Origin of the sequence: Amycolatopsis sp. FU40, assembly GCF_021903635.1 — a bacterium.
In the GTDB taxonomy this organism is placed as follows: Bacteria; Actinomycetota; Actinomycetes; order Mycobacteriales; family Pseudonocardiaceae; genus Amycolatopsis; species Amycolatopsis dendrobii.
In genome coordinates this window covers 5,693,343-5,718,483 of sequence record NZ_CP091381.1, presented here as the reverse complement: position 1 = coordinate 5,718,483, position 25,141 = coordinate 5,693,343, and the positions used below count along the sequence as shown (strand labels likewise).

Annotated in this window: 30 protein-coding genes; 16 read left to right on the top strand and 14 right to left on the bottom strand. The window is 70.1% G+C overall.

The window, feature by feature from the left end:
- Positions 1-139: 139 nt before the first annotated feature.
- Positions 140-556, bottom strand: a complete 417-nt coding sequence (locus L3Q65_RS26975; protein WP_237596995.1) for a DUF1992 domain-containing protein — start codon at positions 554-556, stop codon at positions 140-142.
- A gap of 118 nt (positions 557-674) precedes the next feature.
- Here L3Q65_RS26975 and L3Q65_RS26970 point away from each other — a divergent pair, with 118 nt between their 5' ends.
- Positions 675-1,478, top strand: coding sequence for a TetR/AcrR family transcriptional regulator (locus L3Q65_RS26970; protein WP_237596994.1), 804 nt, complete (start codon positions 675-677; stop codon positions 1,476-1,478).
- A gap of 113 nt (positions 1,479-1,591) precedes the next feature.
- Positions 1,592-2,161, top strand: coding sequence for a LysE family translocator (locus L3Q65_RS26965; RefSeq protein ID WP_237596993.1), 570 nt, complete (start codon positions 1,592-1,594; stop codon positions 2,159-2,161).
- 8 nt (positions 2,162-2,169) lie between these two features.
- Here the strand turns inward: L3Q65_RS26965 and L3Q65_RS26960 are convergent, their stop codons facing one another.
- From L3Q65_RS26960 to L3Q65_RS26950, 3 genes are all read right to left on the bottom strand, one after another.
- Entirely contained in the window at positions 2,170-3,084 is a 915-nt protein-coding gene (locus tag L3Q65_RS26960) for an SDR family NAD(P)-dependent oxidoreductase (RefSeq protein ID WP_237596992.1), read from the bottom strand.
- Positions 3,085-3,134: 50 nt separating this feature from the next.
- Positions 3,135-4,307: a lytic transglycosylase domain-containing protein gene (locus tag L3Q65_RS26955; protein WP_237596991.1), complete on the bottom strand. Its 1,173-nt coding sequence runs from the start codon at positions 4,305-4,307 to the stop codon at positions 3,135-3,137.
- Between the two features lie 217 nt (positions 4,308-4,524).
- Positions 4,525-5,490 carry a helix-turn-helix domain-containing protein gene (locus L3Q65_RS26950; protein ID WP_182891138.1) on the bottom strand — a complete coding sequence of 322 codons (966 nt, stop codon included), beginning with the start codon at positions 5,488-5,490 and terminating at the stop codon, positions 4,525-4,527.
- Between the two features lie 51 nt (positions 5,491-5,541).
- Between L3Q65_RS26950 and L3Q65_RS26945 the strand changes: the two genes are divergently transcribed.
- The 5 genes from L3Q65_RS26945 to L3Q65_RS26925 all read left to right on the top strand — a co-directional run bounded on the left by L3Q65_RS26945 (position 5,542) and on the right by L3Q65_RS26925 (position 8,798).
- Positions 5,542-5,931, top strand: coding sequence for a cupin domain-containing protein (locus tag L3Q65_RS26945; protein WP_237596990.1), 390 nt, complete (start codon positions 5,542-5,544; stop codon positions 5,929-5,931).
- 40 nt (positions 5,932-5,971) lie between these two features.
- Positions 5,972-6,478, top strand: coding sequence for a helix-turn-helix domain-containing protein (locus L3Q65_RS26940; protein ID WP_182891140.1), 507 nt, complete (start codon positions 5,972-5,974; stop codon positions 6,476-6,478).
- Between the two features lie 138 nt (positions 6,479-6,616).
- On the top strand, positions 6,617-7,129 hold the full coding sequence (locus L3Q65_RS26935) for an SRPBCC family protein (protein ID WP_182891141.1): 513 nt from the start codon (positions 6,617-6,619) through the stop codon (positions 7,127-7,129).
- Positions 7,129-8,166 carry an LLM class flavin-dependent oxidoreductase gene (locus L3Q65_RS26930; RefSeq protein WP_237600944.1) on the top strand — a complete coding sequence of 346 codons (1,038 nt, stop codon included), beginning with the start codon at positions 7,129-7,131 and terminating at the stop codon, positions 8,164-8,166. Before L3Q65_RS26935 ends, L3Q65_RS26930 begins: the two co-directional genes overlap by 1 nt.
- A gap of 86 nt (positions 8,167-8,252) precedes the next feature.
- Positions 8,253-8,798, top strand: coding sequence for a dihydrofolate reductase family protein (locus L3Q65_RS26925; RefSeq protein WP_182891142.1), 546 nt, complete (start codon positions 8,253-8,255; stop codon positions 8,796-8,798).
- Positions 8,799-8,848: 50 nt separating this feature from the next.
- On the opposite strand, the gene L3Q65_RS26920 is transcribed toward L3Q65_RS26925, so the two are convergent.
- Positions 8,849-10,063, bottom strand: a complete 1,215-nt coding sequence (locus L3Q65_RS26920) for an amidohydrolase family protein (RefSeq protein ID WP_182891143.1) — start codon at positions 10,061-10,063, stop codon at positions 8,849-8,851.
- A 98-nt stretch (positions 10,064-10,161) separates the two neighbouring features.
- On the opposite strand from L3Q65_RS26920, the gene L3Q65_RS26915 reads away from it, so the two are divergent.
- Entirely contained in the window at positions 10,162-10,608 is a 447-nt protein-coding gene (locus L3Q65_RS26915) for a MarR family winged helix-turn-helix transcriptional regulator (RefSeq protein WP_182891144.1), read from the top strand.
- Between the two features lie 32 nt (positions 10,609-10,640).
- Positions 10,641-10,862: a hypothetical protein gene (locus L3Q65_RS26910; protein ID WP_182891145.1), complete on the top strand. Its 222-nt coding sequence runs from the start codon at positions 10,641-10,643 to the stop codon at positions 10,860-10,862.
- Here L3Q65_RS26910 and L3Q65_RS26905 read toward each other — a convergent pair.
- The 3 genes from L3Q65_RS26905 to L3Q65_RS26895 all read right to left on the bottom strand — a co-directional run bounded on the left by L3Q65_RS26905 (position 10,859) and on the right by L3Q65_RS26895 (position 13,672).
- On the bottom strand, positions 10,859-12,385 hold the full coding sequence (locus L3Q65_RS26905; RefSeq protein WP_237596989.1) for an AMP-binding protein: 1,527 nt from the start codon (positions 12,383-12,385) through the stop codon (positions 10,859-10,861). The genes L3Q65_RS26910 and L3Q65_RS26905 overlap by 4 nt on opposite strands.
- A gap of 106 nt (positions 12,386-12,491) precedes the next feature.
- Complete coding sequence (locus L3Q65_RS26900) at positions 12,492-12,851, bottom strand: VOC family protein (RefSeq protein ID WP_182891147.1); 360 nt, start codon at positions 12,849-12,851, stop codon at positions 12,492-12,494.
- Entirely contained in the window at positions 12,848-13,672 is an 825-nt protein-coding gene (locus L3Q65_RS26895) for a LuxR C-terminal-related transcriptional regulator (protein ID WP_182891148.1), read from the bottom strand. Before L3Q65_RS26895 ends, L3Q65_RS26900 begins: the two co-directional genes overlap by 4 nt.
- A gap of 93 nt (positions 13,673-13,765) precedes the next feature.
- On the opposite strand from L3Q65_RS26895, the gene L3Q65_RS26890 reads away from it, so the two are divergent.
- Positions 13,766-14,521, top strand: a complete 756-nt coding sequence (locus tag L3Q65_RS26890) for a hypothetical protein (RefSeq protein WP_182891149.1) — start codon at positions 13,766-13,768, stop codon at positions 14,519-14,521.
- Positions 14,502-15,005 (top strand): GNAT family N-acetyltransferase, encoded by a 504-nt coding sequence (locus L3Q65_RS26885; RefSeq protein WP_237596988.1) that lies wholly within the window; start codon positions 14,502-14,504, stop codon positions 15,003-15,005. The genes L3Q65_RS26890 and L3Q65_RS26885 overlap by 20 nt, the downstream gene beginning before the upstream one ends.
- Here the strand turns inward: L3Q65_RS26885 and L3Q65_RS26880 are convergent.
- The 5 genes from L3Q65_RS26880 to L3Q65_RS26860 all read right to left on the bottom strand — a co-directional run bounded on the left by L3Q65_RS26880 (position 15,002) and on the right by L3Q65_RS26860 (position 19,895).
- Positions 15,002-16,057, bottom strand: coding sequence for an amidohydrolase family protein (locus L3Q65_RS26880; RefSeq protein WP_237596987.1), 1,056 nt, complete (start codon positions 16,055-16,057; stop codon positions 15,002-15,004). The genes L3Q65_RS26885 and L3Q65_RS26880 overlap by 4 nt on opposite strands.
- A 14-nt stretch (positions 16,058-16,071) precedes the next feature.
- The gene (locus L3Q65_RS26875) at positions 16,072-16,884 is read right to left on the bottom strand and encodes a pyrimidine reductase family protein (RefSeq protein ID WP_182891151.1); all 813 of its coding nucleotides are present in this window, start codon (positions 16,882-16,884) and stop codon (positions 16,072-16,074) included.
- Positions 16,884-17,753, bottom strand: a complete 870-nt coding sequence (gene folP, locus L3Q65_RS26870; RefSeq protein ID WP_182891152.1) for a dihydropteroate synthase — start codon at positions 17,751-17,753, stop codon at positions 16,884-16,886. The genes L3Q65_RS26875 and folP overlap by 1 nt, the downstream gene beginning before the upstream one ends.
- A 141-nt stretch (positions 17,754-17,894) precedes the next feature.
- Positions 17,895-18,194, bottom strand: a complete 300-nt coding sequence (locus L3Q65_RS26865) for a YciI family protein (RefSeq protein ID WP_037815164.1) — start codon at positions 18,192-18,194, stop codon at positions 17,895-17,897.
- Positions 18,195-18,374: 180 nt separating this feature from the next.
- Complete coding sequence (locus L3Q65_RS26860) at positions 18,375-19,895, bottom strand: PucR family transcriptional regulator (RefSeq protein ID WP_237596986.1); 1,521 nt, start codon at positions 19,893-19,895, stop codon at positions 18,375-18,377.
- Between the two features lie 161 nt (positions 19,896-20,056).
- Between L3Q65_RS26860 and pucL the strand changes: the two genes are divergently transcribed.
- The 5 genes from pucL to L3Q65_RS26835 all read left to right on the top strand — a co-directional run bounded on the left by pucL (position 20,057) and on the right by L3Q65_RS26835 (position 24,565).
- Positions 20,057-20,929: a factor-independent urate hydroxylase gene (pucL, locus tag L3Q65_RS26855; protein ID WP_237596985.1), complete on the top strand. Its 873-nt coding sequence runs from the start codon at positions 20,057-20,059 to the stop codon at positions 20,927-20,929.
- Positions 20,930-20,967: 38 nt separating this feature from the next.
- Positions 20,968-21,456: a nucleoside deaminase gene (locus tag L3Q65_RS26850; protein ID WP_182891155.1), complete on the top strand. Its 489-nt coding sequence runs from the start codon at positions 20,968-20,970 to the stop codon at positions 21,454-21,456.
- Between the two features lie 175 nt (positions 21,457-21,631).
- A complete protein-coding gene (locus L3Q65_RS26845) occupies positions 21,632-23,074 on the top strand; it encodes an NCS2 family permease (RefSeq protein WP_182891156.1) in 1,443 nt (480 codons plus the stop codon).
- Between the two features lie 16 nt (positions 23,075-23,090).
- Entirely contained in the window at positions 23,091-23,468 is a 378-nt protein-coding gene (locus L3Q65_RS26840; RefSeq protein WP_009082380.1) for a gamma-glutamylcyclotransferase, read from the top strand.
- Positions 23,465-24,565 (top strand): glycerate kinase, encoded by a 1,101-nt coding sequence (locus tag L3Q65_RS26835; RefSeq protein ID WP_182891157.1) that lies wholly within the window; start codon positions 23,465-23,467, stop codon positions 24,563-24,565. Before L3Q65_RS26840 ends, L3Q65_RS26835 begins: the two co-directional genes overlap by 4 nt.
- Here the strand turns inward: L3Q65_RS26835 and L3Q65_RS26830 are convergent.
- Positions 24,543-24,935, bottom strand: a complete 393-nt coding sequence (locus tag L3Q65_RS26830) for an NUDIX hydrolase (RefSeq protein ID WP_182891158.1) — start codon at positions 24,933-24,935, stop codon at positions 24,543-24,545. The genes L3Q65_RS26835 and L3Q65_RS26830 overlap by 23 nt on opposite strands.
- Between the last annotated feature and the right edge of the window lie 206 nt (positions 24,936-25,141).

The following is a 25,141-nucleotide window of genomic DNA, read 5'->3' as shown; positions in this document are numbered from 1 at the left end:
GCGCGTGGGGTTGTCGCGGGTCGCAGGTGCCGGTGCGATTCAGCGGCAGTGGAGAGGTGCCTCCGGCGCGCGTCGGCCGGGACTTCCCGGCAGTCAGCCGCTCGCGGGAAGGGAACTCTCGTGCCTGGCGGGGACAGGGTTAGCTCGCGTTTTCCCGGCCCGCGCGCCAGTTCGCCACCGTTTCCTCCACATCCAGCGGACGGGCGCGGAGCACGGGACCGTCCTGCGGCAGCGCGTGTGCCTTGCGGATGCGGTCGTTCAGGTCCTCGACGATCTCCCGCACCTTGCGTTCGGAGCGGACTTTCGCCAGTTTCCCCGGCAGGTCCTGGATTTCGCGCGGCAAGGCGAGCGACGGCGGCAGGAACGCGGACCGGTCGATGTCTCCTTCGCGGGCGCTCCGGAGCATCCTGTCGGTCGCGGCGTCGCGGCCGGTCGGGGGCGGCAGCGGTTTTCCCGCTCCGGGAAGGTCTTCGAAGTCGCCGCGCGCTTCGGCGGCGGCGATTTGCCGGTCGACCCAGGAACCGTACGACACGCCCGGTGGTTTGCGTTCCGTCACGGGAACCACCTCCCTCGCTGCCCAGCGTAGCGGTCAAGGCGGCGGCGCGGAGGGGACGAAGGTCCTGAAACGGCAGGTAAGATCCCACGCTGACCGTACGAGGCCGGGAGGGGACGCGATGATCGTCGAGCACGAGGGCGACGGTCCCGAGGCCGCGCGCGAGGAGGTCGCGCGCACGCTCGCACTGCTGTGGCGCGACTGCGCGGGAGCCCCGGAACCCTCGGCCCGCGGCAGGCGTCCGACGCTCACCATCGAACGGATCATCGTGGCGGCCATCGCGGTGGCCGATGCCGAGGGCCTCGTCGCGACGTCCATGCACCGCGTCGCGAAGGAACTCGGGGCGGGCACGATGACGCTCTACACCTACGTTCCCGGCAAAACCGAGCTGATCGATCTCATGGTCGACACCGTTCTCCTCGAACGGAATCTCCCCGGACCCGGCGAACCGCGGCCGGCGGATTGGCGTGCGCAGGTGCGCGTTTACGCCGACCGCACGCGCGACATCTACCGTCGGCACCCGTGGCTGCGGGAGCGGTCCCGGGTGCGTCCCGCTCTCGGTCCGGGGCAGCTGGCCGGCCAGGAATACCTGCTGTCCATTATGGAGAGTCTGGGCCTGCCCGCGCGCGAAATCGTCGCGGCGGCCAATTCGGTGGCGGGCTATGTGGACGCGAACGCGGCGGCCGAGGCCGAGAGTGTCCACTTGGAACGGACCACGGGACAGTCCAGTGACGCGTGGTGGGGACAGCGTTCTTCTTTCTGGCACACGTATTTCGACGTCGAGTCTCATCCGGCGATGAACCGGACGTGGCTCGCCGGCGGGTTCGAAAAGCCTTCGGCGGAGCAGGCGTCGGACGCGTCGGAGTTCGGATTGGACCGGCTTCTCGACGGGATCGCCGCCCGGATCGGCCAGGCTGGCGCATAAGGTCGATCGGCCTGGACTGAATCCGCGGTGCACCGGGATAATGAGGGCATGTCGTCGATTGTGGCTTTCGCGGCCTTGTCCGTGGTCTTGGTCGTCATTCCGGCCCCGCGGTCATGCTGGTTCTCAAGAGCGCGATCGCTCGTGGCCGGGTCCCGGCGCTGCTGACCGCGCTCGGGGTGCTGGCCGCCGACTTGGTGTGGGCAGGCGCGTCGGTCGCCGGTTTGACGGCTCTGCTGGTGTCTTCGCAGACGGCCTTCGACGTGGTCCGGTACCTGGGTGCCGCCTACCTGGTTTTCCTCGGCGTCAAACTCCTGGCGACCCGCTCCTCGGCGGTCTCCGCCGGGCCCGCCGCGGCGGCGTTGAGCACCGGCCGGCCACGCGGCGGATGGCGTGCGTTCCGGGAAGGACTTCTCAGCGACTTGTCCAACCCCAAAACCGTCATCGTCTTCACCAGCGTCATTCCGCAGTTCCTCCACCACGGCGCACGACCTGTCGACACGCTGGTCCTCGGAGCGGCGTTCGCGGTGATCGGATTCCTCTCGCTGACCGGCTATGCACTGGTCTTCAGCGCCGCGGCCGAGATGCTCCGCAACACACGGGTGATCCGCGCGATTCTCCGGGCGGGCGGCGCGATCCTGGCGGCGTTCGGCATCGGCCTCGCCGTCGAGCGTCCCGCTGTGTGAACAGGCGGTCAGGAACCCCCGAGCGAGAACCGAACCCCGGTCGCTTCCTCGGAGAGCTCCCACAACCGACGGCCCCGCTCCGGATCCCGAGACGCACCCATCGCCGTCCCCAGCCTGGGCCGGCCCACTCCGCCGAACGCAGGACCGTAGTAAGCACCGCCAGTCGCGGCGGGGTCGACGGCCGCCCGAACCGCTGGCCAGGCACCGTGGTCCTTCCCGTGCGTATAAGGCGCGAGCAGCCGCATCACCGGCACTGGCTGGGTGATTCCCGGCCGTGCGGGGCTGGTCCGCTCCAGGCTGAACCCGGGATGCGCGAGGATCGCTCGCACTGGGGAACCGGCGGCGCGGAGACGCCGGTCGAGTTCCATCGCGAACGACTGCACGGCGTGCTTCGACAACGCATACGCACGGAAGTCCGAATACTTGCGCGAACTCTGCAGATCATCGATGTCGTACGGATACATCCGCGTGATCAGGCTGCCCGCCAGCACCACGCGCGCGGACGACGCGGTCAGCGCCGGCATCGCGAGCGCGGTGAGTGCGAAGTGGCCGAAATGGTTGGTGCCGACCGCCAGTTCCAGGCCCTGTTTCGTGGTCCGGCGCACCGGCCCGGGTGCGGTGACGCCAGCGTTCTCGATCAACGCGTCCAAGCGGTCCAGCCTGCCGAGCGCGTCGACGGCGGCCGGGACGGAGTCCAGATCGGCGAGGTCCAGCGGGATCGTGCTCAGCGAAGCCGAACCGACCCGGGTGCGCACCATCCCGACGGCCGCGCGCAGTCGTGCCGGGTCGCGGCCCAGCAGGGCGACGTGGGCTCCGGCGGCGGCCAGCTGCTCGGCGATGAAGTAGCCGATCCCCGCGTTGCCGCCGGTCACCGCGTAAAACCGGCCGGTCAGGTCAGGCAGGTTCCGAGGATTCCACGCCACGATCGCTCCCCCGTAGTCCGGTTTCGGTCCGGACTATACGAACGCCGCGGTCAGTGCGTCGGCGCGGCCTCCGTGCTCGTGCTGGAAGTCGTGGTGCTGGACGTCGTCGGGTTCGCCGGGGCGGAGCTGGACGGCGTCGTGCTCGTCGTCGGCGAGGTGCTGGTGGGCGTGGTGCTGGACGGCGTCGTCGGCGTGGTCGGCGCCGAGCTGGTCGGCTTTGCCGGGGAGGAGCTGCTGCTCGGCGCGGTGCTGCTGCCGGGAAGCTGCGTCGGGGTGCCGGGCTGCTGGCTCGGCGGGGCCGGGGTGACCGGCGGCGGGGCGGGCGGGGCGACGTCGCCCGCCGGGCTGCCCGCGGCGGCTTCGACCGCTCCGGGGCCGGGCGGGGCCCCGATCGGGACCTGGCTGTCCGGCAGCTTCGAGACGCCGTTGCGGTAGCCGTACGCGTACGCCAGCACGGTGTCCACATAGGACTGCGAGTTGTTGTACCGGCGCACCGCCAGACGCTGGTTGGCGTCGCTGGAGAGGTCCAGACCTCCCGAGCACAGGTAGCGCGCGGTGGCGAGCGTTTCGTCGTAGATGTTGTTCGGGTCGGAGACGCCGTCGCCGTTGCCGTCGGAGGCATAGGACGCCCAGGTCGACGGGATGAACTGGGTCGCTCCGACCGCGCGGTCCCACACCGGGTCGCCGTCGTAGCGGCCGTGGTCGGTGTCGCGGATCGCGGCGAATCCGCCGGAACCGTCGAGTACCGGGCCGAGGATGCGTTCGAGGGTGTTGCCGCGCGCGTCGACGTAGCCGCCGCGGGCGTGGTTCGACTCGACCCGTCCGATGGCCGCGATCAGCGCCCAGTCGACGTGGCAGCCGGGCTGTTCGCGGGCCATGATGTCGGCCGCGTTGCGGTAGGCGCGCAGCATGCTGTCCGGGATGCCCAGCGGACCGGCGGTGGTCGCCGAGCCGGGGCCGTTCGGGTAGCCGGGCACGCCGAGGGCTTGCGGGACCGGGGGCTGCGGGAGGCTGCCGTCGACGCCGATCGGCGGGAGCGTGATGCCCGGCGGCAGGCCGGGGACGCTCGGCGCGGCCTGTGCGGCCGACGGCGGTTCAGCGGCGCGCAACGCCACCGGGATGCCGGACGACGTCACCGTCGGCAGCACCACGAGCGCGCCTCCGGCGAGGGCGGCGAAAGCCCGGCTCCGGGCGTTCCGTCCCTCCAGGCGGCGTCTGGCCATGCGCGTCTCCCCGTTCGTTCTGCCGGTCTGCGGCCAAGCTAGCGGATCTGTCCGCGATCCGGTGAGGGGTCGGCGGAATTCTGTCCGTTCCGGCCAACTTTCGTTCGTCTGGCATAAAACCTTTGGCGGGTTCCGGTCATCGGGGCTTAACCGGAATTTTGCTGAATAGGCCGAATGGAGTAATCCGTTCGTCGGGTCCACAGTGGACCCGGGCGTTTTACGCCGCCGGGCCGAATCGTTTGCGGTATTCCGACGGCGAGAGGCCGGTGTGCCTGCGCAACTGCAGCCGGAGGTTCGCGCCGGTGCCGAGCCCGGTGCGGGCGGCGATGCGGTCCAGACCATGTTCGCCGCGTTCGATGAGCCTGCGGGCCAGCGTCACGCGTTCGGCGGTGAGCCAGGCGAGCGGTGTCGTGCCGAGTTCGGCGCGGAACCGGCGGTGCAGGGTGGCGGCGCTGGTCGCCGCGCGGGCGGCGAGGTCGGTGACCGCGAGCGGCTGGTCGAGATGCCGGCGAGCCCATTCCAGCACCGGCGCGAGCGAAGCGTCCGGAATCTCCGGCACCGGGCGTTCCACGAACTGTCGCTGGCCGCCTTCGCGATGTCCGGTGAAAACGAGGCGGCGGCTCACCGCGTTGGCGATTTCCGCGCCGTGATCGCGTTGGATGACGTACAGCGACAAGTCGAGTGCGGCCGCGCTTCCGGCGGCGGTAAGAACTGTCCCGTCGTCGACGAAGAGGACGTCCGGTTCAAGGCGGACTCGCGGGTAGCGCGCGGTGAACGCTTCGGCCCATTTCCAGTGTGTGGTGGCCCGGCGATCGTCCAGGACGCCGGCCTCGGCCAGGGTGAACGCGCCGGTGCAGAAGCTCATCAACCGTGCGCCGCGGACGTTCGCCCGCCGGATCGCGGCGAGGATTTCCGGGTCGGCCGGGGTCTCTGGATCCGGCCGGTTCGGGACGATCACGGTGTCCGCCGCGTCGACCGCCCCGAGATCGGCGACGTCGGCGAGAGTGAAGAAGCCGAGGTGCATCCGGGCTCGCCCGCCGGGAGCCGCGAGCGCGAAGTCGTACCACGGCCGTCGCAGTTCCGGCCGGCGCAGGCCGAACAGCTCCGTCGCGACGCCCATCTCGAACGGATTCGAGCCGTCGCCGGCGATCATGACGACGCGGTGCGAGGATTCTTTCGGCATATGCGATTCCTAGCACTCCCGGTCGCGCGGGACCAGGCCCAAGATCGACCTATGACACCTCAGCCTCTCGATCTGCGGGCCGTGCTCGCCGGATTCGACGCCGCGTGGAGCCCCCGCATCGTCGCCAACGTCAACGACTACGACATCCGCCTCGCCCGGTTCGACGGCGACCACGTGTGGCACAAGCACGACAACACCGACGAGTTCTTCCTCGTCATCGACGGCAGCATCGAGATCGGCCTGCGCGAAGCGGACGGCGAACGGACCGTGAGGTTGACCCGCGAGCAGGCGTTCGTGGTCCCGCGCGGCACGTTCCACAAGCCGTCGTCGAAGGAGGGCGCGGTGGTGCTGCTCGTGGAGCCGTCCGGGACGCTTTCGGTCGGCGACGAGCACGAAGAAGTGCCCGACACTGTCGACGTGACCGTCGGGCATCGCGTCTGACCTGCTGGGTTGCACTGTGGGACGGCGTATCCTCGCCGTCATGAAACGCACTTCCTTCGCGCAGTGGCCGTGCTCGATCGCCCGGACCATGGACCTGCTCGGGGACTGGTGGACGCCGCTGGTGCTGCGGGACGCCTTCTACGGCGTCCGCCGCTTCGACGAGTTCCAGCAGGCGCTCGGCATCGCGCGCAACACCCTCGCCGACCGGCTGCGCCGGCTGGTCGACGAGGGGTTGCTCGAAAAGCGCGCCTACCAGGCCGAACCGGTGCGCTACGACTATGTGCTCACCGAGAAGGGGCGCGATTTCTGGAGCGTGCTGGCCGCGATGACGGCCTGGGGCGACCGGTGGCTGGCCACCGAAGCGGGTCCGCCGATCGTGCTGCACCACGAGGCCTGCGGGCACGACACGACCGCTGCCGTCGTCTGCGCGGATTGCGGCGAACCGTTGTCCGCCGACGACACCCGGATGCGGCGCGGACCCGGCTTCCCCGAACGCCTGGCGCAACGCCCGGACGTCCAAGCGAGGTTCGCGCCGCAGGAACATTGAGCAGGTCCGTGAAGGGCCCCTTGAGGGAATCGGATTCCCTCAAGGGGCCCTTCACGGCGTTGGTCTCCTGAGCGATTGACACGGTGAGTCTAGTTACGCAACTATGCTGGTCGAGACGCCAACGGAGGAGGACTCGCGATGGAGTGGACCGGCGCGCGGTACGCGGACGCCCCGACCGTGCAGGTGGACGCCTGGATCAACGGCTCGCCCGAGCAGGTGTGGCGGTACGCCTCGGACGTCGCGTTGATGCCGGAGCTGAGCGGCGAACTGCAGTCGATCCAGTGGTGCGACGAGGGTTCGGCGCCCGCGCTCGGCCGGTCCTTCATCGGGCGCAACCACCACCAGATGCGCGGCGACTGGGAAACCACGTCCTACATCGTCGAATGCGAGGAGCCGCGCGTCTTCGCCTGGGCGGTCAGCGATCCGGCCAATCCGACCGCGGTCTGGCGGTTCACCCTCGCCCCGGAGAACGGCGGCACGCGGCTCACGCAGTGGGCGCAGATGGGGCCGGGGCCGTCCGGGGTGACCGAGGTGATCGCGCGGATGCCGGAGAAGGAACAGAAGATCGTGCACGTCCGGCTGAGCGAGTTCGAGGCCTCGATGACCGCCACTCTCGGCGCGATCAAGGACCGCGTGGAAGCCGCCGGATGATGCGCACGGCGACCACCGTCGAGGCGTCGTCCGGCTGGCCGGAAACCCGGGATTTCGTGCTGGAGGCGGAAAAACTGGGTCTCGGCGAATGCTGGGTGGCCGAGGCCTGGGGTTCGGACGGGCCGTCGGTGCTCGGCTACCTCGCCGCGCGCACGGACCGGATCCGGCTCGGCTCCGGGATCATGCAGCTCGGCGTGCGCACGCCGGTCGCGCTCGCGCAGGCGGCGCTCACCCTGGCCGAGATGTCCGGCGGACGGTTCGCGCTGGGGCTCGGGCCGTCCGGTCCGCAGGTGATCGAGGGGCTGCACGGGGTGCCGTTCGCGCGGCCGCTGACCCGGATGCGCGAGACGGTGCAGATCATCCGCAGTGCCTTCGCGGGGGAGAAAATCTCCTTCGCTGGCAAGGCTTTCCACATCCCGCTGCCGGGGGAGTCCCGCCCGATGCGGCTGTCGACGGCGCCGAACGAGGAGATCCCGATCTACCTGGCCACGCTGTCGCCGCGCATGCTGGAGCTCACCGGCGAACTCGCCGACGGCTGGCTGGGCACGAGCTTCGTCCCCGAGGGCGCCGACGCCTACTTCCGTCACCTCGACGCCGGGCTCGCGAAAGCCGGTCGGAGCCGCGGCGATCTCGTGGTGTGCCAAGGCGCGGAGGTCGCGTTCGCGTCCGATGAGGACGAACTGCGCCCCATGGTCGCCGGGCGCAAGAAGGAACTGGCCTTTTCGCTGGGCGGCATGGGTTCGGCGAGCACGAACTTCTACCACGACGCCTACAGCAGGCAAGGCTGGGCGGACGTCGCCGCGGAGGTGCGGGAACGCTGGCAGTCCGGCGACCGCGACGGTGCGGCCGAGCTGGTGACCGACGAGATGGTGCTCGCGACGACCCTGATCGGCACCGAGGACATGGTCCGCGCGCGGCTGAAGGTGTGGCGCGCCGCCGGGGTCGACACCGTCCGGCTGTATCCGGCCGGTGACTCCCTGGAGAAACGGCTGGCCACGCTGGGCCGGGCACTCGAGTTGGTAACGGAAGTGCCCTGACAGACCAAGTATTGGGCCAACCGGCTGCGTCGGCGGGTCCGGCTGCGCCATAGTGTCGGCGATCCCGAACACCAAGGAGTCGCTCGATGCGCAAGATCGTGTCCACCTTGTTCGTCTCGCTCGACGGCGTGGTCGAGGCGCCGGACCAGTGGTCGCTCTCGTACTGGAACGACGAGCTCGAACACGCGGTGGGCGACGGCATGGCGGACGCCGACGCGATGTTGCTGGGCCGCGTGACCTACGAGGGCTTCGCCGAGGCGTGGCCGGGCCGCACGGACGACCCGGGCGCGGAGTTCATGAACAGCGTGCCGAAGTACGTCGCGTCCACCACCCTGACCGCGACGGACTGGCACAACACGACCCTCCTGCGCGGCGACCTCGGCGAGGCGATCGCGGAGCTGAAGTCCACCGAGGGCGGCGACATCATGACCAGCGGGAGCACGACGCTGGTGCGGTGGCTCCTGTCGCACGGGCTGGTGGACGAGCTGACCCTGCTGCAGTACCCGGTGGTGGTCGGCAAGGGCCGTCGGCTGTTCCCGGCGGAGGGACCGCAGCTGGACTTCCGGCTGGCGGAGACCACGGCCTTCCGCAACGGGGTGCTGCGGCTGGTTTACCGGCCTTCGGACGATTAGGACTGTCCTAAGAGGACGATTGTCGGCCCGGATCCGGCTCGCCGCGCGGGTCATTCCGCCAGGCGGGCACCGCGGCGCCAGACGGCGCGGATGTTGAGCGTGTCGCTGATGTCGCGGGTCGGGTCGCCGTCGACGAGCAGAAGGTCGGCGCGCAGTCCCTCGGCGACGCGGCCCCGGTCGCTGAGGCGGAAGCGGCGGGCGGTGGTCGCGGTGGCTGCCCGCAAAGCACGTTCAGGTGTGAGTCCGGCTTCCACGAGGTACTGCAGTTCGTGGTGCACGCTCGCGCCGTGTGCGAGACCTCCGAAGAACGTCTCGGGCATGGAGACGTCGGTGCCCGCCAGCACGTCGACGCCGGCTGCGTCCAGCGCCCGGACGGTGTCGTACACGTCTTCGAGCTTGCCCTGCGGGTAGCGGTTGTAGCTGGAGCGCAGGGTTTCCTCCCACTTGCGATCGAGGCGGGAGGCGACCCGCGGGTCGTCGGCGAGTGCGCTGCCGGTGATTCCCATCAGCGAGGCGTTGAGGCTGATGCAGGGGATCACGAACATGCCCGCGTCCTTGACGAGGCTGATGATCTCGGCGGTGTGCGGCTGGTCCATGAACACGTGGGCGAGCCCGTCGATGCCCGCTTCGACGGCCATTCTGGTCGCTTCCACGGTCAGCGCGTGAGCCACCGTGAGAGCGCCGTGCTTCTTGGCTTCCGCGACCCCGGCGTTGACCGTGGCCTGGTCGAGACACGGCAGTCCGGGATGCCCCTCCACGCTGCCGTCGTCGATCATGAACTTGACGAAGTCCGAGCCCCGGGCGAGGAGTTGCGGGACGAAGGCGGCCGCTTCCTCGGGAGTGGTGGAGAACGGCATCACCGGCATGACCGGCGGGAGGTCCCACTTCGGGCGGAACCGTTCGGGCATCAGTTCGCTGGGGTGCCCGCCGGGCGGGGTGATGCCGAAACCGGCGGACCGCACGTCGGCCACGGTGTCGTCGTCGGTGATGTGCGCGCGGTTCTCCCGCGTGTGCATTCCCTGCATTTCCAGTTCGGTCGTCACCCCGAACCGCAGGGCCAGCGCCAGTGAACCCGGTGCGGAGTGCACGTGGGCGTCGACGAGTCCGGGCAGCAGGGTGGCCCCGGTGCCGTCGACGGTTTCGCTGCCCGCCGGGATCTCACCGCCGACCTGGGCGATCCTCGTGCCGTCGAGGACCACGGCCTGCACGCCGAGGGACTTCTCCCCGTCGAAGACCCGGGCGTTGGCGATGGCGGTGAGTGTCATGGCCGTCTCATTTCCATACTCACTACATTTACATACCTAATGCTATGTACTTGCGACCGGGTATGCAACTGTGCTGGTGCGGGCCTAGGATCAAGCACATGAGCGGCTCTCCCGACCCGGTACTGGACCAGATCGGCCCGGCGCTGTCCCGGCTGCGGCGGCGAACTCCGGCGTCGAACAAGGATTTGTCGCGCAATCTCGTGCTCAACGTGATCGCCGACGCGCCGGACGAGACGACCGTCGGCGGGCTCGCGGTCGAGATGGGCGTCGCTCAGCCGGTGGCCAGCCGGACTGTCGCCGCGTGCATCGCCGACGGGCTGCTGCGGCGGGCGGCGTCGCAGGCTGATGGACGCCGGACCGTGCTCGAACTTACCGAGCAGGGCGAGGCGGAACGGAAACGTTTCGCGGCCGAACAGCGAAAAGCGTTCGAGGAGATCACCGCTGCCTGGCCGGCGGAGGAACGGACCCAGTTCGCGCGGCTGCTGATCCGGTATGGCGCCGATGCTGCGGAGTGGTCGAGGAAACAGGCGGCGAGCCGGGACTGACGGGGAGACGTCTGACGGCGAAGATTCGGTGCGTGTGCGGGAACATCGTCAGGGACGACGACCCGAACGACAGCATGTACTTCCTGACCAACGCCGAATTCGACGTCGAAGCTTCCGGCGTCGAGTTGTTCGGCGAGGCCGCACTGGTCGTGCGCTGCCCGGAATGCGAGCGGCTGTGGTTCGGGGCAGAAGACGGCGTCCTGACCGAATACGTGAAGGGCGTGGCGATCCGCCCCGAACAGCCGACGGTTTAGTTCACCTGCCGCCCCTGCCCCTCCCAAAACGGCTGGCGCAGCTTGAACTTCTGGATCTTCCCGGTAGCCGTCCGCGGCAGTTCCGCGAGGAATTCCACTCGCTTGGGGCACTTGTACCCGGCCAGGTGCTGGCGGCAATGCGTGATCAGCTCGTCCGCCGTCACCTCGGTCCCGTCCGTCACCACCAGCGCCGTGACCAGCTCGCCCCATTTCTCGTCCGGGATGCCGATCACCGCGACCTCCCGGACGGCCGGGTGCGAATTCAGCGCGTCTTCCACCTCGATCGACGACACGTTCTCGCCGCCGGTGATGATGACGTCCTTCTTGCGGTCGGCGATGGTCAGGTAGCCGTCGGTGAAGCTGCCGCCGTCGCCGGTGTGGAACCAGTTGCCCTCTTGCACTCGCGCGGTCTCGTCCGGGTTTTCCCAGTAGCCGTCGAGGTTGTGGTTGCTTTGGGTGAGGACCTCGCCGTCGGCGTCGATCGCGACGCGGACGCCCAGTGCCGGAGCGCCTGCGCGGCCCAGCAGTTTCGCCTGCTCGTGCGGGTCCAGGTCGGCCCATTCGCTGCGGAAGCGGTTTACCGTGACCAGCGGCGACGTCTCGGTCAGGCCGTAGATCTGGATGAATTCCCAGCCGAGCTCCGCGCGCACGCGTTCGATGGTGCGGGTCGGCGGCGGGGCGCCGGCCACGACGATGCGGACTCGGTCGCGGCCGGGGATTTCGCCGTCCCAGGTGGCGGCGCCGTCGAGGGCCGCGGTGACGACGGCGGGAGCGGCGCACATGATCGTCACGCCGTGTTCCTGCACGCGGCGCAGGATTTCGGTGCCGTCGACCTTGCGCAGCACGATGTGCCGTCCGCCGAGACCGGTGACCGCGTACGGCATGCCCCAGCCGTTCGCGTGGAACATCGGCAGCGTGTGCAGCAGGACGTCGTTGTCGCTGAGCGTGGTGTGCAGGCCGAAAGTCGTTGCGTTGAGCCACAAATTGCGGTGCGTGAGCTGGACGCCCTTCGGCCGCGCCGTGGTGCCGGAGGTGTAGTTGATCGTCGCGGTCGCGGATTCGTCGGCGGACCACGGCCGCGGTTCGCCGTCGCCGCCCCAGATCTTGTCGTCGTCCTCGCCGAGGACGAACACGTGTTTCGCGGTTACGCTGTCCAGCAACGGTTTCAGCTCGGGGTCGATCATCAGGACCTCGGAGCCGGAATGCTCGACGATGTAGCGCACCTCGGCGGGCGCGAGGCGGAAGTTCACCGGCACCAGGACGCGGCCCCAGCCGGATACGCCGAAGAACGACGTCAGCAGCCGCGCGGAGTTGTGCGAGACGATGGCGACCCGGCCGCCGGCCGGAACGCCGAGCGCGTCGAGGTTCGCCGCCTGCGCGCGGGCGCGGCGGGCGAGTTCGCGGTAGGTGACCGAGCCCCAGGACCGCGCGGGCTGGGCAGGCTCGTCCACCGCCGCGACCCGGTCCGGGTACACCGTTTCGGCGCGGTCGAGAAAATCGCGGACACTCAGGTCATAGAACACGTGCCGATCCCTTCGCGTCAGCGGGCCGCACTGCCCGCGCGGGTGATTTTCGCTCGCCGGACCGGATCCAGCCACCCCACATGGAGGGTGTCCGGCCATCGGGAGTTCAGAGGTAGCGGACGACGCAAAATTCGTGCCCCTCGGGGTCGGCCATCACCAGCACGACGCCCTCCCCGGGGTAGTCGTGGCGTACGCCGGTCCAGTGTCCGCCAAGCTGTTCGATCTGCGCGCGCGCCTCGTCGACGTCGTCAACCTCGATGTCCAGATGCAGCCGAACCTTGCCGCGCTTCGGTTCGGGGACACGCTGGAACGTGAGGCGGGGAGCGGCATCGAGCCGGGAGCCGACCGTGGCCCAGTCCGGTCCGTCGTGTTCCGCGGTAACGGGCCGGTCGAGAATCGCGCTCCAGAAACTTGCCAGCACCTGCGGTTCCAGGCAATCGATCGTGACGCCGCTCAGTCGTCTCATGGGGTCCGCAGCAGCCCAGCGGCGCGTGCGCGGTTCACCGCCTGTACCCGGTTGGACACAGCCAGTTTTCGCATCGCGTGCTTCAGATACGACTTGACCGTGTTGGGCAGCAGGCCGAGCCGGTCGGAGATCTCGTCGTTCGTGCAGCCTTCGCTGACCAGCCGCAATACGTCGACCTCGCGCGGGGTCAGCGCGACGCCCGGCAGGTCCAGCTCCGGACGCAGCCGCTCGCACACCGCGAGCAGCCGTTGCCGGGCGGTTTCGTCGGTGATCGACCCGGCGATCGCGGTGAGTTCGGCATGCAGGTCGCCGCGTTCGGCCGCGGGGACAGCCGTCGGCGTGGCCAGCCTGCGCTGCACTTCCTCTTCGACCTCGATGTCGCGGCCCAGCCGCGTCGCCACCGCGGTCGCCGCGTGCAATAACCGATCGCCGAACGTGATCGAATCCCGGGACGCCGCGTACAGCACCGCGCGCGTGGTCTCGCCGACGCGCACCGGCAGCGCCACCATCGCGCGCAGCCGTTCGGGTTCCACCGCGTGGTCGTATTTGTGCGTGATGCCCTGTGCGCTGAGGTAGTCGACCACGGTCGACGGACGGGCCAGTGCCACCGCTTTGCCGCCCAGCCCGGCTCCGGTGTCCACCCGCACGTGCTGCAAGGACCGGGTCGCGGTGCCGCGCAATTGGTCGATGACATGCGAACGGGAAGCCGCCGACACCGGTCCGCCCATCGCGACCGGCAGTTCGGTGGCGATTTGCAGTGCTTTGAGCGCGCCGGCGACCAGGGGGCTGGCCGTCAGCGCGAGCCGGCCCGGAGGCGTCATGGGCACCGTCCCGCTTCACTCGACCTTGCTGGGTGGACGTCCACGTTACGCGTTGCGTCGCGTTCGGACTACTCGTGTGGTTCGGTGGCACACGTGGCAACCTCGGATTTCGATACCGTCGCCGACCGGCTCTACGCAGGTGAACCGGCCGACTTCGTCGCGGAGCGCACCGCGGCCGCCCGCGCGGCGAAGGAAGCGGGCGACGTCGAGCTGGCGCGCCGGATCCGCGCGCTGCGCAAGCCGACCGCGGCCGCGGCGTACGTCAACGGCCTGGCGCGCGATGGTTCCGCCCCGCTGTCCGAGCTGGCGTCGCTCGGCGACAAGCTGCGCGCCGCGCACGAGCAGCTCGACGGCTCCCGGCTGCGCGAGCTGGCGCATCACCGGGCGGAGCTGGTGCAGCGGATCGTGCGGGACGCGACCGGCTTGAGCGATTCCGTCGAACGCGAGGTGGAGGAAACGCTGGAGGCGATCGTCGCGGACGCCGACGTCGCCCGGCTGGCACTGGCCGGACGGCTCACGTCGAAGGCCCGCCAGGACGCCGACCGCTGGCTGTCGCTGCCGACGAATCCCGCGCCTGCCAAGAAGACCCGACAGTCCGAAAAGGACCGGAAGGCCGAGGAGGAAGCCCGCGTCCGGGCGCTGGAACGACGGCAGGCGGTGCGGGCCCGGGCGGAGGCCGAGCGGAATCTGCAGCGCGCGGAGCGGACGGCCGAGCAGGCCGACGACCGGGTGACCGAATTGCGGGAACGGCTCGCCGAGGCGGAGCACCGCGCTGCCCGGGCGGCCGGCGAACTGGCCAAAGCGCAGAAGACCTTCGAAGAAGCCGACGATGCGGTCCAGCGTTCTTGACGGCGAACTCGCGTTGTCTCCGCTGCATCCGGACGACGCGGAGGCGCACCTCGCGGGCGAGGACCCGGAGTTGATCCGCTGGCTCAACGGCGGGCCGGGGACGCTGGCCGGAACCCGGGAGTATTTCCAGCACTGCCAGGCGGAATGGGCCTCCGGCGGGTCGCTGCGGGCCTTCGGCATCCGGGTGAACGACGTCCTGGCGGGGACGGTCGACCTGCGGTTCTCCGGCGAGCATCTCGCGCCAGGCGAGGTGAATGTGGCGTATGGCCTGTATCCGGCGTGGCGGGGCCGCGGTTTCGCGACGCGGGCAGTGCTGCTGGCGGTGCGGTATGCGGCTGGGGAGGGTGCGAGGCGGGCGGTGATCAAAGTGGAGCCGGAGAACGCGAGTTCGGGCGCGGTGGCGCGGCGGGCCGGGTTTGAGCTGAGCGGCCAGGTCGCCGAGGACGGCGAAGTGTTCGACCGGTATGTCCTGGACCTCCGCTAGCGTGAGATTTCCCTTCCCGCACACCACACCGCGCGAATAGCCCGCGTCGCCGACAGGTCCGCCACCGGATCTCCGTCGACCAGCACCAAGTCCGCCCGCAATCCAGGCCGGATCTCGCCTCGGTCGGTCAGCCCGAACGCCTGGGCCGGGTCGACCGTGGCGGCGCGCAGGATCTCCACCGAGCTCAACCCGGCCTCGGCCAGCAGTTCGAATTCGTGGTGCAGGCTCGCCCCGTGCGCCACCGCGACCGGGGCTCCGGAACCTCCGTTGGCGTCGGTTCCGGCGAGGATCTCGACCCCGGCGGCGCGTAGCGCAGCCACGTTGGCGAGGTAATCGCCAGCGGCTCCGGCGAAGAAGGCGAGCGCGCCTTCCATCATGGTGAGCGTCGGGATCGCCGTCTGCCCGGCGGCCTTCATCGCGGCGACGTCCTCGGCGGCGATCCGGCCGACCACCGGCACATGCGTCACGAATCGCGCACCGGTCGCCACGGCCACGTGGTACGCGCCTGGGGTCGCCGCGTGCACGACAGCGTCCAGGCCTCGCTTGCGCGCCGTGTCGACCAGCGCTTGCAACGCCTCCGCGGGCGGCCCGCCGTCACCGGGCGCTTCGGCGACGCCTTTGACGTAGTCGACGCCCTCCGCGGCCCGCGCTTCGACGAACCGGACGGCGGCTGCCGCGGTCGTGACGATCGCGGATGCGGGCATCTCCGGGATCGTGGAGTGGAGGCCGTCCGGGCCGATCAAGGGAAGCCCGGCGCTGCGGAAATCCGCCGGGCCCGCGGTGCGCAGCGCGGCCACGCGCTCGACAGGCCAGCACGCCATGTCCAGTCCGGTCGTGACGCCCCATTCGGCGAGGTCGGCCAGTTGCTCCGGCCGTTCGAGGTGGAGGTGCGAGTCGATGAACCCGGGCAGCAGCGTCGCCCCGCCTGCATCGATTTCCCGTGCCCCAGCGGGATCGGTACCGAGCACGGCCCCGTCGATCACGACGGTGCGCGGTTCGGTGAGCCCTCGTCCGTCGAAGACGCGCGCGTTGCGCAGAGCGGTCTTGGCCACGATCCCTCCCCGGGTCAGTGGACGCGATACCGCAAGAGTACTGAGTTGTCGTCCACCAGGGCGGACATTAATTCGAGCTGCTGCGGGTCGATGGCCGCGCCCATCGCGACGCGCGGTGCGTCCCCGGCGATCAGCATCGGCGCGACGGTGAGGCGGAGTTCGTCCACGACGCCCGCGGCCAGCAGAGAGGCGAAGAGGTGTGGCCCGCCCTCGCAGTCGATGCGACGGAGGCCTCGCCGGGCCAGTTCGGCCACCGCGGCCCGAAGGTCGACATCGCCGTGCCGGGGGCGCGGGCGCTGGTCGTCCGGGTCCGCGTGCAACGCGGGATCGCCGGTGGCCTCGTGCAGGGTTGGGTCGCCTGTCCCGGCCACCAGGACATCCGCCCCGGCCGACGCCCACGCCGCGCGCAGTTCCGGGTCCGTCGCCGCGCTCGTGATGACGATCGTCGGCACGAGCGCCTTGGTGATCACCGGCGCGTCCGGCGGCAGCGAACGGCCGGTGCTGACCACGGCGATCGGCGCGATCGGGGCCAGCCCGTGCCTGCTCCGCCGCTCCGCGGTCTTCTCGTCCGGGCGCAGGCCCTCGAAGCCCTCGGCCTGCGCGGTGCCCGCGCCGACCAGCACGACGTCGGCGAGGTCGTTGCCCAGCCGGTAGACGATGCGGTCCGCGGGCGTCGACAGCCCGCCCGAGCGGCCGTCGATGGTGATCCCGCCGTCGGCGCTCGAAACGAAGTTCACCGCGAGCCATTTCGGCCCGTCCGGATAGACGTAGAGCTGCTCGACGTCGGCCTCGGTGCGGTCTGCGTTGCCGGGGAAGATCTCGCGCATCAGACCGACCGTACAACGTTCGCCGGCGGCCGGGTGCCGATGATGCTCGCCACCATCTCCGCGACCTGCCGCGTCTCGCGGACCTGGTGCGCGCGGAACATCGCCGCGCCGTGCAGCGCGGACACCGCGGTGGCGGCGAGCGTCCCGATGACCCGTTCGCCGACCGGCAGGTCCAGCGTTTCGCCGATCACGTCCTTGTTCGACAGCGCCATCAGCACCGGCCAGCCGGTCGCGACCAGCGCGTCGACGTGCCGCAGCAGTTCGAGCGACTGGTAGGAGTTCTTCCCGAAGTCGATGCAGGGGTCGATCATGATGCCCTCGCGCGGCACGCCGGCGGCGAGCGCGCGCTCGGCCAGCGCGGTGGTGCCTTCGACCACCGCGGCCACCACGTCGTCGTACACCGGGCGGAGCGCTTCGGTGCGCGGCACGAGACCGTTGGTGTGCGAGCAGATGTAGCCCGCGCCGTGGTGGGCGGCGACGTCGAGGATTTCCGGTTCGACCGCGGCCCAGTTGTCGTTGACCAGGTCCGCGCCCGCGCGGCAGACGGCGTCGGCGACCTCGGCGCGGTAGGTGTCCACGCTGATGACCAGGCCGGGGAAGTTCTCCCGGGCCCATTCGACGGTCGGCACGACGCGGCGGATCTCCTCGGCCGCGGTGACCTCGGGGCCCTTGCCCGCGGGCACGCCGCCGATGTCGATGAGGTCGGCGCCCTCGGCGTGCGCGCGGCGGATGGCCGCCTGCGCGGGGGCCTCTTCGAAGGTCGCACCGTTGTCGTAGAACGAGTCGGGGGTGCGGTTGATGATGGCCATCACCAGGGCGCGGTCACTGGTGAGGCGACGGCCTCGGAACACGAGGTCGGGCGTCTGCATGCGGTCTCCCGGGCCGGAACGAAAGATCTCGCGTGATCATAGGCGAGTTCGCGGCGGGAGTACGTCCGGCAGGTGGCGGGCGGAGCGGTCCGGAGGCCACCTGCGTCCGGGCGTTCGGTCGATCTGCGTGCAGCGGTGCGATCAGGAGGCGAGCGCCTCGTTGACGGTCAGGAACTCGCCCGCGGTGCGGGTGGCGGAGAATTCGATCACGCGGTAATGCGCGAGCCGCTGCAGCACGAGCGGATCGGTGGCGAGCACGGCGTCCAGCTTGCCGCGCAGGCACGGGCGGGAGATGATGACCTGGTCTGCGTCCTCGTTTCCTTTTCCGGAAACGAGGAACAATCCATGCGCGAACTGGCTTCGCAGCCACTCGGCGTGTTCGGCCAGTGCGTAGTCGACTTCGTTTCGAGGGGCTGTGTAGGACAGCAATGCGATGTACATGACCTCAGGGTAGGACGCTCGGTCGGATGGTGCATCCTCTTCCCGGGTGCCGCCGTGGTTCATCGAATGGTCAAGTATTCCCAATAAATCTTTACGGATAAGCGTACTGTTTGGATTTCCGTTACGGGGTACGGAAAACCCCGCGCCCCGGCGTTTCCGCTGGACATTTCGGACGGATGGTCAAGACCACCCCCAGTTCTGCGTGAAGCAGCCCGCCAGATAAAGATCCACGCGGTCGGCGAAGCGGCTCGGATCGCGTCCGGTGAGTTCGCCGATCCGGGTGATCCGGTATCGCAGGGTGTTCACGTGCAAGTGCAGAGTGGCCGACGTCTGTGTCCAAGATCCCGAATGTTCGAGGAACGCCTTGAGCGTCGTTATCAATTCGGAACCGTGTGCGGCGTCGTACGCGAGTACCGGCCCCAGTACTTTTTCGCCGAATGTCCGCCGCAGGTCTTCCGGCACGGCGGCCAGCAACAGCAGATGCGACGCCACCTCGTCGCCGGACAACACCGTCGCGCGGCCCCGCGTCATCGCGGCCAGCGTGCGTGCGTGCCGGGCCTCCTGCACCCCGGCGCGGAGACCGGCGGCGTCCGCGGCCCGGCTGAGGCCGAGCGTCAGCCGCGCGGACCCGAGCGCGGGTTCGATCGTGTGCACCGCTTCCCGCAACGTTTCGGTATCGCGTGCGGAGCAGAGGCCGAACGTCTCGCCGTCGACGGTCGCCACCAGCACCGGCTGTCCGGTGGTCGAAAGCAGTTCCTCCACCAGTACCTGCGCCAGTCCGGGCCCGCCGCCGCGCACCTCGGCGGACAGCGTCGTCACCGGTTCCTGCGGCGCGAACCCGGCGGCGGACAGCCGGGAGGTCAGCTCGCCCGGTGCGGCGTCGTCGGAGAGCACCAGCCTGAGCAGCGGTTCGGCCGCGCGGTTCTCGATCCGCCTGGTCTCGTCCACCCGGGACCGTTCGAGCCCGGCCAGTGCAGCCAGTTCCAGCGCCAGCTCCCGGCGCGCGGACGGCCACTGCGCCGGATCGCCGTCCACCACGAGGAACCAGCTCGCGATCCGATGCCCCGAGCGCCCGGCCGCGCCGAGCAGCGTGACCGGACCGTCCTGGCACGGCAGCCGTTCGGCGCGCAGGAACTTCCGCGCCAGCGCGGTGCGGCGCGCGGCGGGCAGTTCGGGGCCGCCCGCCAGTTGCTGCCCGGTCGCGCTCAGGACGAGACAGCCGACGCCCAGCTCCTCCGTGCCGGCCTTGACCAGCGCGGACAGACCGTGGCCGGAGGTCACCGCGGCCACCAGCCGCCGGTGCGAATCGCGGGCGGGTGCCGAGCGTTCCGCGGCCAGGCCCAGGATCACCCGCTCGGCCACGGTCGCGAACGAAACCGACACCGGCACCTCGAACAACGGCAGGCCGACGCGCTCGCAGGCGGTCACGAGGTAGTCCGGCACCGGGCCGCCGACCTCGGCGGTGCCCGCCCCCAGCGCGGTCACGCCCGCGGCGGCGAGTTTGCCGACGAACGCGTCCGCGTCCGCGGGCCCCGGCAGCCAGCGCATGCCGCACAGCACGATCTCGCCGCCGTCGAGGTACCGCGTCGGATCTTGCAGGGTCGCCTGGAAGACGCGGCCGAACTCGCGGTCGCGCGCCTTCTCGCCCGCCAGCAGCCGCAACCCCAGCTCCGGGGTGTCGAGCAGTGCACCCAGCCGCATGCGCGCCTCCTTCCGCCCATCAGTACCGCACACCAGAGGGGTTTGGCGGAAACTACGAAAAACCGGCCGTTCGCGCTCGCCGCTTTCGGCGGATCTGCCGTGGCCCGGGCCACGCCGCGGCAGGTGTACTCACTCGGCGAGCGAAACGGAAGGGATGACCAATGGCGATCGTTCTTGGCGACAACCGCTACGGGAAGGCCGAAAACCGGCTGGTCCGCGTCGACCGCGAAGGCGACGAGCACCGGATCACCGACCTCACCGTGAGCGTGTCGCTGTCGGGCGACATGAGCGACACCCACCTGACCGGGGCCAACGACAAGGTGCTGGCCACCGACACGCAGAAGAACACCGTCTTCGCCTTCGCCCGCGACGGCATCGGCGAGATCGAGGACTTCGCGCTGCGGCTGGCCCGGCACTTCGTGTCCACGCAGGAGAGCATCCACGCCGCCCGGGTCGGGATCGTGGCTCATCCGTGGGAACGGCTGCGGGTCGGCGGACGGCCGGCGCATCACTCGTTCGCCCGTTCCGGGGCCGGCACGCGCACCACGCGCGTCACCTACGACGGCGAGCGGGCCTGGGTGCTCGGCGGGGTCGAGGACTTGACCGTGCTCAACTCCACCGGATCCGAATTCTGGGGCTTCCCGCGCGACGAATACACCACGCTGGTCGAGGTCAAGGACCGGATTCTCGCCACCGCCGTGTCCGCGACCTGGCGGTACTCGGTCGAGGAGGCCGACTGGGCGCACGTGCACGAGACCGCGCTCGCCACCCTGCTCGACGCGTTCGGCGGCACGCACAGCCAGTCCTTGCAGCAGACGCTGTACGCGATGGGCCAGGCGGTGCTGGAGGCGATCCCGGAGATCGCGGAGATCCGGTTCTCGCTGCCGAACAAGCACCACTTCCTCGTCGACCTCGAGCCGTTCGGCCTCGACAACCCCGGCGAGGTGTTCTACGCCGCCGACCGGCCCTACGGCCTGATCGAGGGCACCGTCCTGCGCGACGACGCCCCGCCCGCCGGTCCGGCCTGGTCCTGAGCACACCGAAAACCCGAACTGTTGGGAGCAGTACTGTCATGACCGTGTCCATCGATGCCGACGTCGAACGCGCCTGGCTCGCCGAATGCGTGCGGATCGCCGAGCAGAACGTCGCCGACGGCGGCGGCCCGTTCGGCGCGCTGGTGGTGAAGGACGGCGAGATCGTCGCGACCGGCGTCAACCGCGTCACCCCGTCGCTCGACCCGACCGCGCACGCCGAGGTGGTCGCGATCCGCGCGGCCTGCCAGGCGCTCAGCACGTTCAGCCTGGCCGGCTGCGTGCTCGTCTCCTCGTGCGAGCCGTGCCCGATGTGCCTGGCGTCGTCGCTGTGGGCGCGCGTGGACCGCGTGCTGTACGCGGCCGACCGCCACGACGCCGCCCGGGCCGGATTCGACGACCGGGCCTTCTACGAACTGTTCGAGAACCCGCGCGAAACGTGGCAGACCCCGGTTTCGCGAGTGTCCACACCGGAGGCTTTCGCCCCGTTCTCCGCCTGGCTCGGCCGATCCGACCGGATCGAGTACTGAGCCTCGGCGAGTGCTGATGCCGGTCAGAATCGGCTTCAGCGTTCCCCGCCCCACCCCACCGGGCCACCCTCCCGGTGCTGACCGGAGCACCAGAAAAACGCAAACGTCCCGCCGTGCCGCCCTTTGCCTGTGCCAGGGGTGCGGTTCGGCACACCCACCGGCAAGGGGAGGACGCATGACCCAGGTACGCCTCGACGAAGCGGTGACCTCGGCTCCCGGACCGCAGCGAAAGTCCATTGTGGAGCGTCTCTTTGAATTACGCGCCCGCGAAACCACGGTAGGCCGGGAAGTACGCGGCGGTTTGACCACTTTCGTCGCGATGGCCTACATCGTTTTGCTCAACCCGCTCATCCTCGGCGCTTCCGCCGACATCACCGGCGCGAAGCTCAGCGCCGCGCAAGTGACCACGGCGACCGCGCTCGCCGCCGCCGTGATGACTGTCCTCATGGGACTCGTCGGCAACGCGCCGCTCGCGCTCGCCGCCGGACTCGGCATCAACGGCATCGTCGCGTTCCAGATGGCCCCGGCGATGACGTGGGCACAGGCTTTCGGGCTGGTGGTGCTCGAAGGCGTCTGCATTGTGCTGATGGCGGTCAGCGGGGTCCGGGAACGCATCATGAACGCGATTCCCGGGCCGCTGAAAACCGCGATCACCGTCGGCATCGGTTTGTACATCGCGCTGGTCGGCCTGGTGAGCGCCGGGTTCGTCACGCGGACCCCGGACGCGGCGCATTCGACCGTCCCGGTGCGGCTCGGGATCGACGGGCATCTCGACGGCTGGCCGATCGCGGTGTTCTGCTTCGGTTTGCTGCTGATGACCGTGCTGATGTCGCGGAAGGTACCCGGTGCGGTGCTGATCAGCATCGCCGCCGCCACCGTGCTCGCGGTGGTGCTGCACGACGGATTCGGTGTCGGCGAATGGGGTTTGACGACTCCGACGCTGCCGCGTTCCGTCGTCGCCGCGCCTGATTTCGGGCTGCTCGGGCACGTCGATTTGTTCGGCGGATTCGCTAAAGCGGGCGCGCTGACCGCGACGATCTTCTTGTTCACTCTGGTGCTGTCCGGGTTCTTCGACGCGATGGGCACCATCACCAGCGTGTCGGCCGAGGCCGGGCTGTCGAAGAACGGCCGGGTGCCGCGGATGGGCCGGATCCTGTTCGTGGACGGGGCCGGGGCGATCGCGGGCGGGATGTCCGGGTCGTCCCCGAACACCGTGTTCCTGGAGTCCGCGGCCGGCGTCGGGGAGGGGGCGCGGACCGGGCTGGCGAGTGTCGTGACCGGACTCTTGTTCGGGGCGACGCTGCTGTTCACGCCGATCGCGGGCATCGTCCCGGCGCAGGCCGCCGCCCCCGCGCTCGTGGTGATCGGCGGGATGATGGTGGCGCAGTGCCGCAATATCCCTTGGCACGACCCGGATTACACGATCCCGGTGTTCCTGACGGTCGCGCTCATTCCGTTCACCTACTCCATCACCAACGGCGTCGGCGCGGGCCTCATCGCGTTCGTGCTGATCAAGACCTTCCGCGGGAAGTGGCGTGAAGCAGGGTGGATCCTCACCGTGCTCGCGCTCGTGTTCACCGTCTATTTCGGAATCGACGTGGTGAAGGCGATCCTCTAACAGAAAGGGACCGGCAATGCCTCTGATGTTCCTCAACGGCGGCGCGATGCGCGGCGAACCTCTGCACCATCTGCTCGACGGCGCTCCACTGGTGGCCGAAACGACCACGGCCGCGAAGTACCGGTTCTATTCGGTCGGCGGGCAATGCCCGGCTTTGGTCCCGGTAGCGCACGGCGGCGCGGCGATCTCCGGCGAGGTTTACGACCTCACGCTGGACCAGCTGCGCGACCGCGTGCTCCCGTCCGAACCGCCGGAGCTGGAGCTGGGCGTGATCGAATTGGCCGACGGCAGTTCGGCGTTCGCGATGCTGCTGCGGCGGCCGCAGACCTCGCACGTGCAGCTGCGGGACATCACGGAAATCGGCGACTGGCGAGCGTTCAAGGCCGCGGCGTGACGGTTCTGGTCGCTCCGGACAAGTTCAAGGGCTCACTCACCGCGGCGGAGGTCGCGGAGGTCGTGGCCGCGGCGTTCGCCGAGGTCGCGCCCGGTGAGCCGGTGCGGCAGCTGCCGGTGGCCGACGGCGGCGACGGGACAGTCGCCGCCGCGGTCGCCGCCGGGTTCCAGCGGATTCCGGTGCGGGTCTCCGGCCCGACCGGCCGCCGGATCACCGCGTACTACGCGCTGCGCGGGACGGTCGCCGTGGTCGAGCTGGCGGAGGCGTCCGGCCTCCACCGGCTGCCCGGCGGCCGGTTGGAGCCGCTGACCGCGTCGAGCTACGGCACCGGCGAGCTGATCGCGGCCGCCCGGGCCGCCGGGGCGACGCAGATCGTGCTCGGGGTCGGCGGCAGCGCCTGCACCGACGGCGGAGCAGGCTTGCTGACCGCGTTGGGCGCCCGGTTGCTCGACGCTTCCGGCGCGCCGCTTCCGCCGGGCGGTGCGGCGTTGACCGAGTTGTCCGCAGTGGATCTGTCCGGACTGCCCGAAGTGGACATTGTCCTGGCGTCCGATGTGGATAACCCGTTGCTGGGTGTGGATGGCGCTGCCGCGGTGTACGGGCCGCAGAAGGGCGCTGGACCATCCGAGATCGCGTTGCTGGAACGCGGGCTGACTCGGTGGGCCGAAGTTGTGGGCTCCGCGCACGCCACCACCCCGGGCGCCGGCGCGGCAGGCGGCGTCGGGTTCGGTGTCCTCGCCGGACTCGGCGCTCGCATTCGGCCCGGGATCGAGTTGCTGTTGGAGCTGCTGGGTTTCCCGGCCGCGGCCCGCGACGCCCGGCTCGTCATCACCGGCGAAGGATCGCTGGACACCCAATCGCTGCACGGAAAAGCACCGGTGGGCGTTCTCCGTGCAGCGGGCGGCACGCCGGTCGTCGCCTTGGCCGGGCGATGTCTGCTGTCCGCGCCGGAATGGCGGGAAGCGGGCTTCGCCGGGGTCTACGCGCTGACCGACGTGGAGCCGGACGAGTATCGCTGTGTCGCCGAGGCCCGGTCATTGCTGCGCGACCGGGCCGCGCAGCTGGCTCGGGATTTCAGCCGAGCAATACCTGCCTGACGTGGTCGGACAGGGGGAGTCCGGCCGCGTCGGCGGGGGTCAGCCAGCGGTGGTCGTCGTGTTCGGCCGGGTTGAGCTGAAGGTCGCCGAGGAATTCCGGATGCGCGTCGTAGTAGGCGGCGTGCACGGTGAACGGTTTGCCGGTGCGGTCCGGCCAGGATTGCCGGGCCCGTTCGCCGGCGAGCCGTACCCGCAGCCCGGTTTCCTCGGCGACTTCCCGCACCGCGGTGGTTTCCGGAGCTTCGCCGGGTTCGACCGTGCCGCCGGGGAATTCCCAATGCCCGCCGAGGAAAGTCCCCGGCGCGCGGCGGATCAGCAGCACGGTTTCGCCGCGGGGGAGCAGGACGTAGGCGAGATGTTTGTCGTTCATGCCGCACCTCCGTTGGATACGAGGACCTGACCGTTCACCCAGCCGCCCTCCGGGCCGCACAGGAACGCGACGAGACTCGCGCAGTCGCACTGGGCGGACGTTTCGCGGTGGGCTTCGGGGATCCAGCCGGTGTCGGTCCGGCCGGGCCGGTGGTCAGCGTGAGGATCCGGCCCGCACCGTGTGGTCCGAGGCAGCGCTGGGCGGCT

Excerpts from the sequence above, each read along its gene's own strand:
- L3Q65_RS26970 (WP_237596994.1), top strand. The coding sequence starts at position 675 with ATGATCGTCGAGCACGAGGGCGACGGTCCCGAGGCCGCGCGCGAGGAG.
- folP (WP_182891152.1), bottom strand. The coding sequence starts at position 17,753 with ATGCAGACGCCCGACCTCGTGTTCCGAGGCCGTCGCCTCACCAGTGAC.
- L3Q65_RS26860 (WP_237596986.1), bottom strand. The coding sequence starts at position 19,895 with ATGCGGCTGGGTGCACTGCTCGACACCCCGGAGCTGGGGTTGCGGCTG.
- L3Q65_RS26830 (WP_182891158.1), bottom strand. The coding sequence starts at position 24,935 with ATGAACGACAAACATCTCGCCTACGTCCTGCTCCCCCGCGGCGAAACC.
- L3Q65_RS26915 (WP_182891144.1), top strand. The coding sequence starts at position 10,162 with ATGAGCGGCTCTCCCGACCCGGTACTGGACCAGATCGGCCCGGCGCTG.
- L3Q65_RS26885 (WP_237596988.1), top strand. The coding sequence starts at position 14,502 with ATGCGGTCCAGCGTTCTTGACGGCGAACTCGCGTTGTCTCCGCTGCAT.
- L3Q65_RS26945 (WP_237596990.1), top strand. The coding sequence starts at position 5,542 with ATGACACCTCAGCCTCTCGATCTGCGGGCCGTGCTCGCCGGATTCGAC.
- L3Q65_RS26900 (WP_182891147.1), bottom strand. The coding sequence starts at position 12,851 with ATGAGACGACTGAGCGGCGTCACGATCGATTGCCTGGAACCGCAGGTG.
- L3Q65_RS26875 (WP_182891151.1), bottom strand. The coding sequence starts at position 16,884 with ATGCGCGAGATCTTCCCCGGCAACGCAGACCGCACCGAGGCCGACGTC.
- L3Q65_RS26865 (WP_037815164.1), bottom strand. The coding sequence starts at position 18,194 with ATGTACATCGCATTGCTGTCCTACACAGCCCCTCGAAACGAAGTCGAC.
- L3Q65_RS26895 (WP_182891148.1), bottom strand. The coding sequence starts at position 13,672 with ATGACGCCTCCGGGCCGGCTCGCGCTGACGGCCAGCCCCCTGGTCGCC.
- L3Q65_RS26845 (WP_182891156.1), top strand. The coding sequence starts at position 21,632 with ATGACCCAGGTACGCCTCGACGAAGCGGTGACCTCGGCTCCCGGACCG.
- L3Q65_RS26965 (WP_237596993.1), top strand. The coding sequence starts at position 1,592 with ATGCTGGTTCTCAAGAGCGCGATCGCTCGTGGCCGGGTCCCGGCGCTG.
- L3Q65_RS26940 (WP_182891140.1), top strand. The coding sequence starts at position 5,972 with ATGAAACGCACTTCCTTCGCGCAGTGGCCGTGCTCGATCGCCCGGACC.
- L3Q65_RS26935 (WP_182891141.1), top strand. The coding sequence starts at position 6,617 with ATGGAGTGGACCGGCGCGCGGTACGCGGACGCCCCGACCGTGCAGGTG.
- L3Q65_RS26955 (WP_237596991.1), bottom strand. The coding sequence starts at position 4,307 with ATGGCCAGACGCCGCCTGGAGGGACGGAACGCCCGGAGCCGGGCTTTC.
- L3Q65_RS26920 (WP_182891143.1), bottom strand. The coding sequence starts at position 10,063 with ATGACACTCACCGCCATCGCCAACGCCCGGGTCTTCGACGGGGAGAAG.
- L3Q65_RS26840 (WP_009082380.1), top strand. The coding sequence starts at position 23,091 with ATGCCTCTGATGTTCCTCAACGGCGGCGCGATGCGCGGCGAACCTCTG.
- L3Q65_RS26850 (WP_182891155.1), top strand. The coding sequence starts at position 20,968 with ATGACCGTGTCCATCGATGCCGACGTCGAACGCGCCTGGCTCGCCGAA.
- L3Q65_RS26950 (WP_182891138.1), bottom strand. The coding sequence starts at position 5,490 with ATGCCGAAAGAATCCTCGCACCGCGTCGTCATGATCGCCGGCGACGGC.
- pucL (WP_237596985.1), top strand. The coding sequence starts at position 20,057 with ATGGCGATCGTTCTTGGCGACAACCGCTACGGGAAGGCCGAAAACCGG.
- L3Q65_RS26930 (WP_237600944.1), top strand. The coding sequence starts at position 7,129 with ATGCGCACGGCGACCACCGTCGAGGCGTCGTCCGGCTGGCCGGAAACC.
- L3Q65_RS26925 (WP_182891142.1), top strand. The coding sequence starts at position 8,253 with ATGCGCAAGATCGTGTCCACCTTGTTCGTCTCGCTCGACGGCGTGGTC.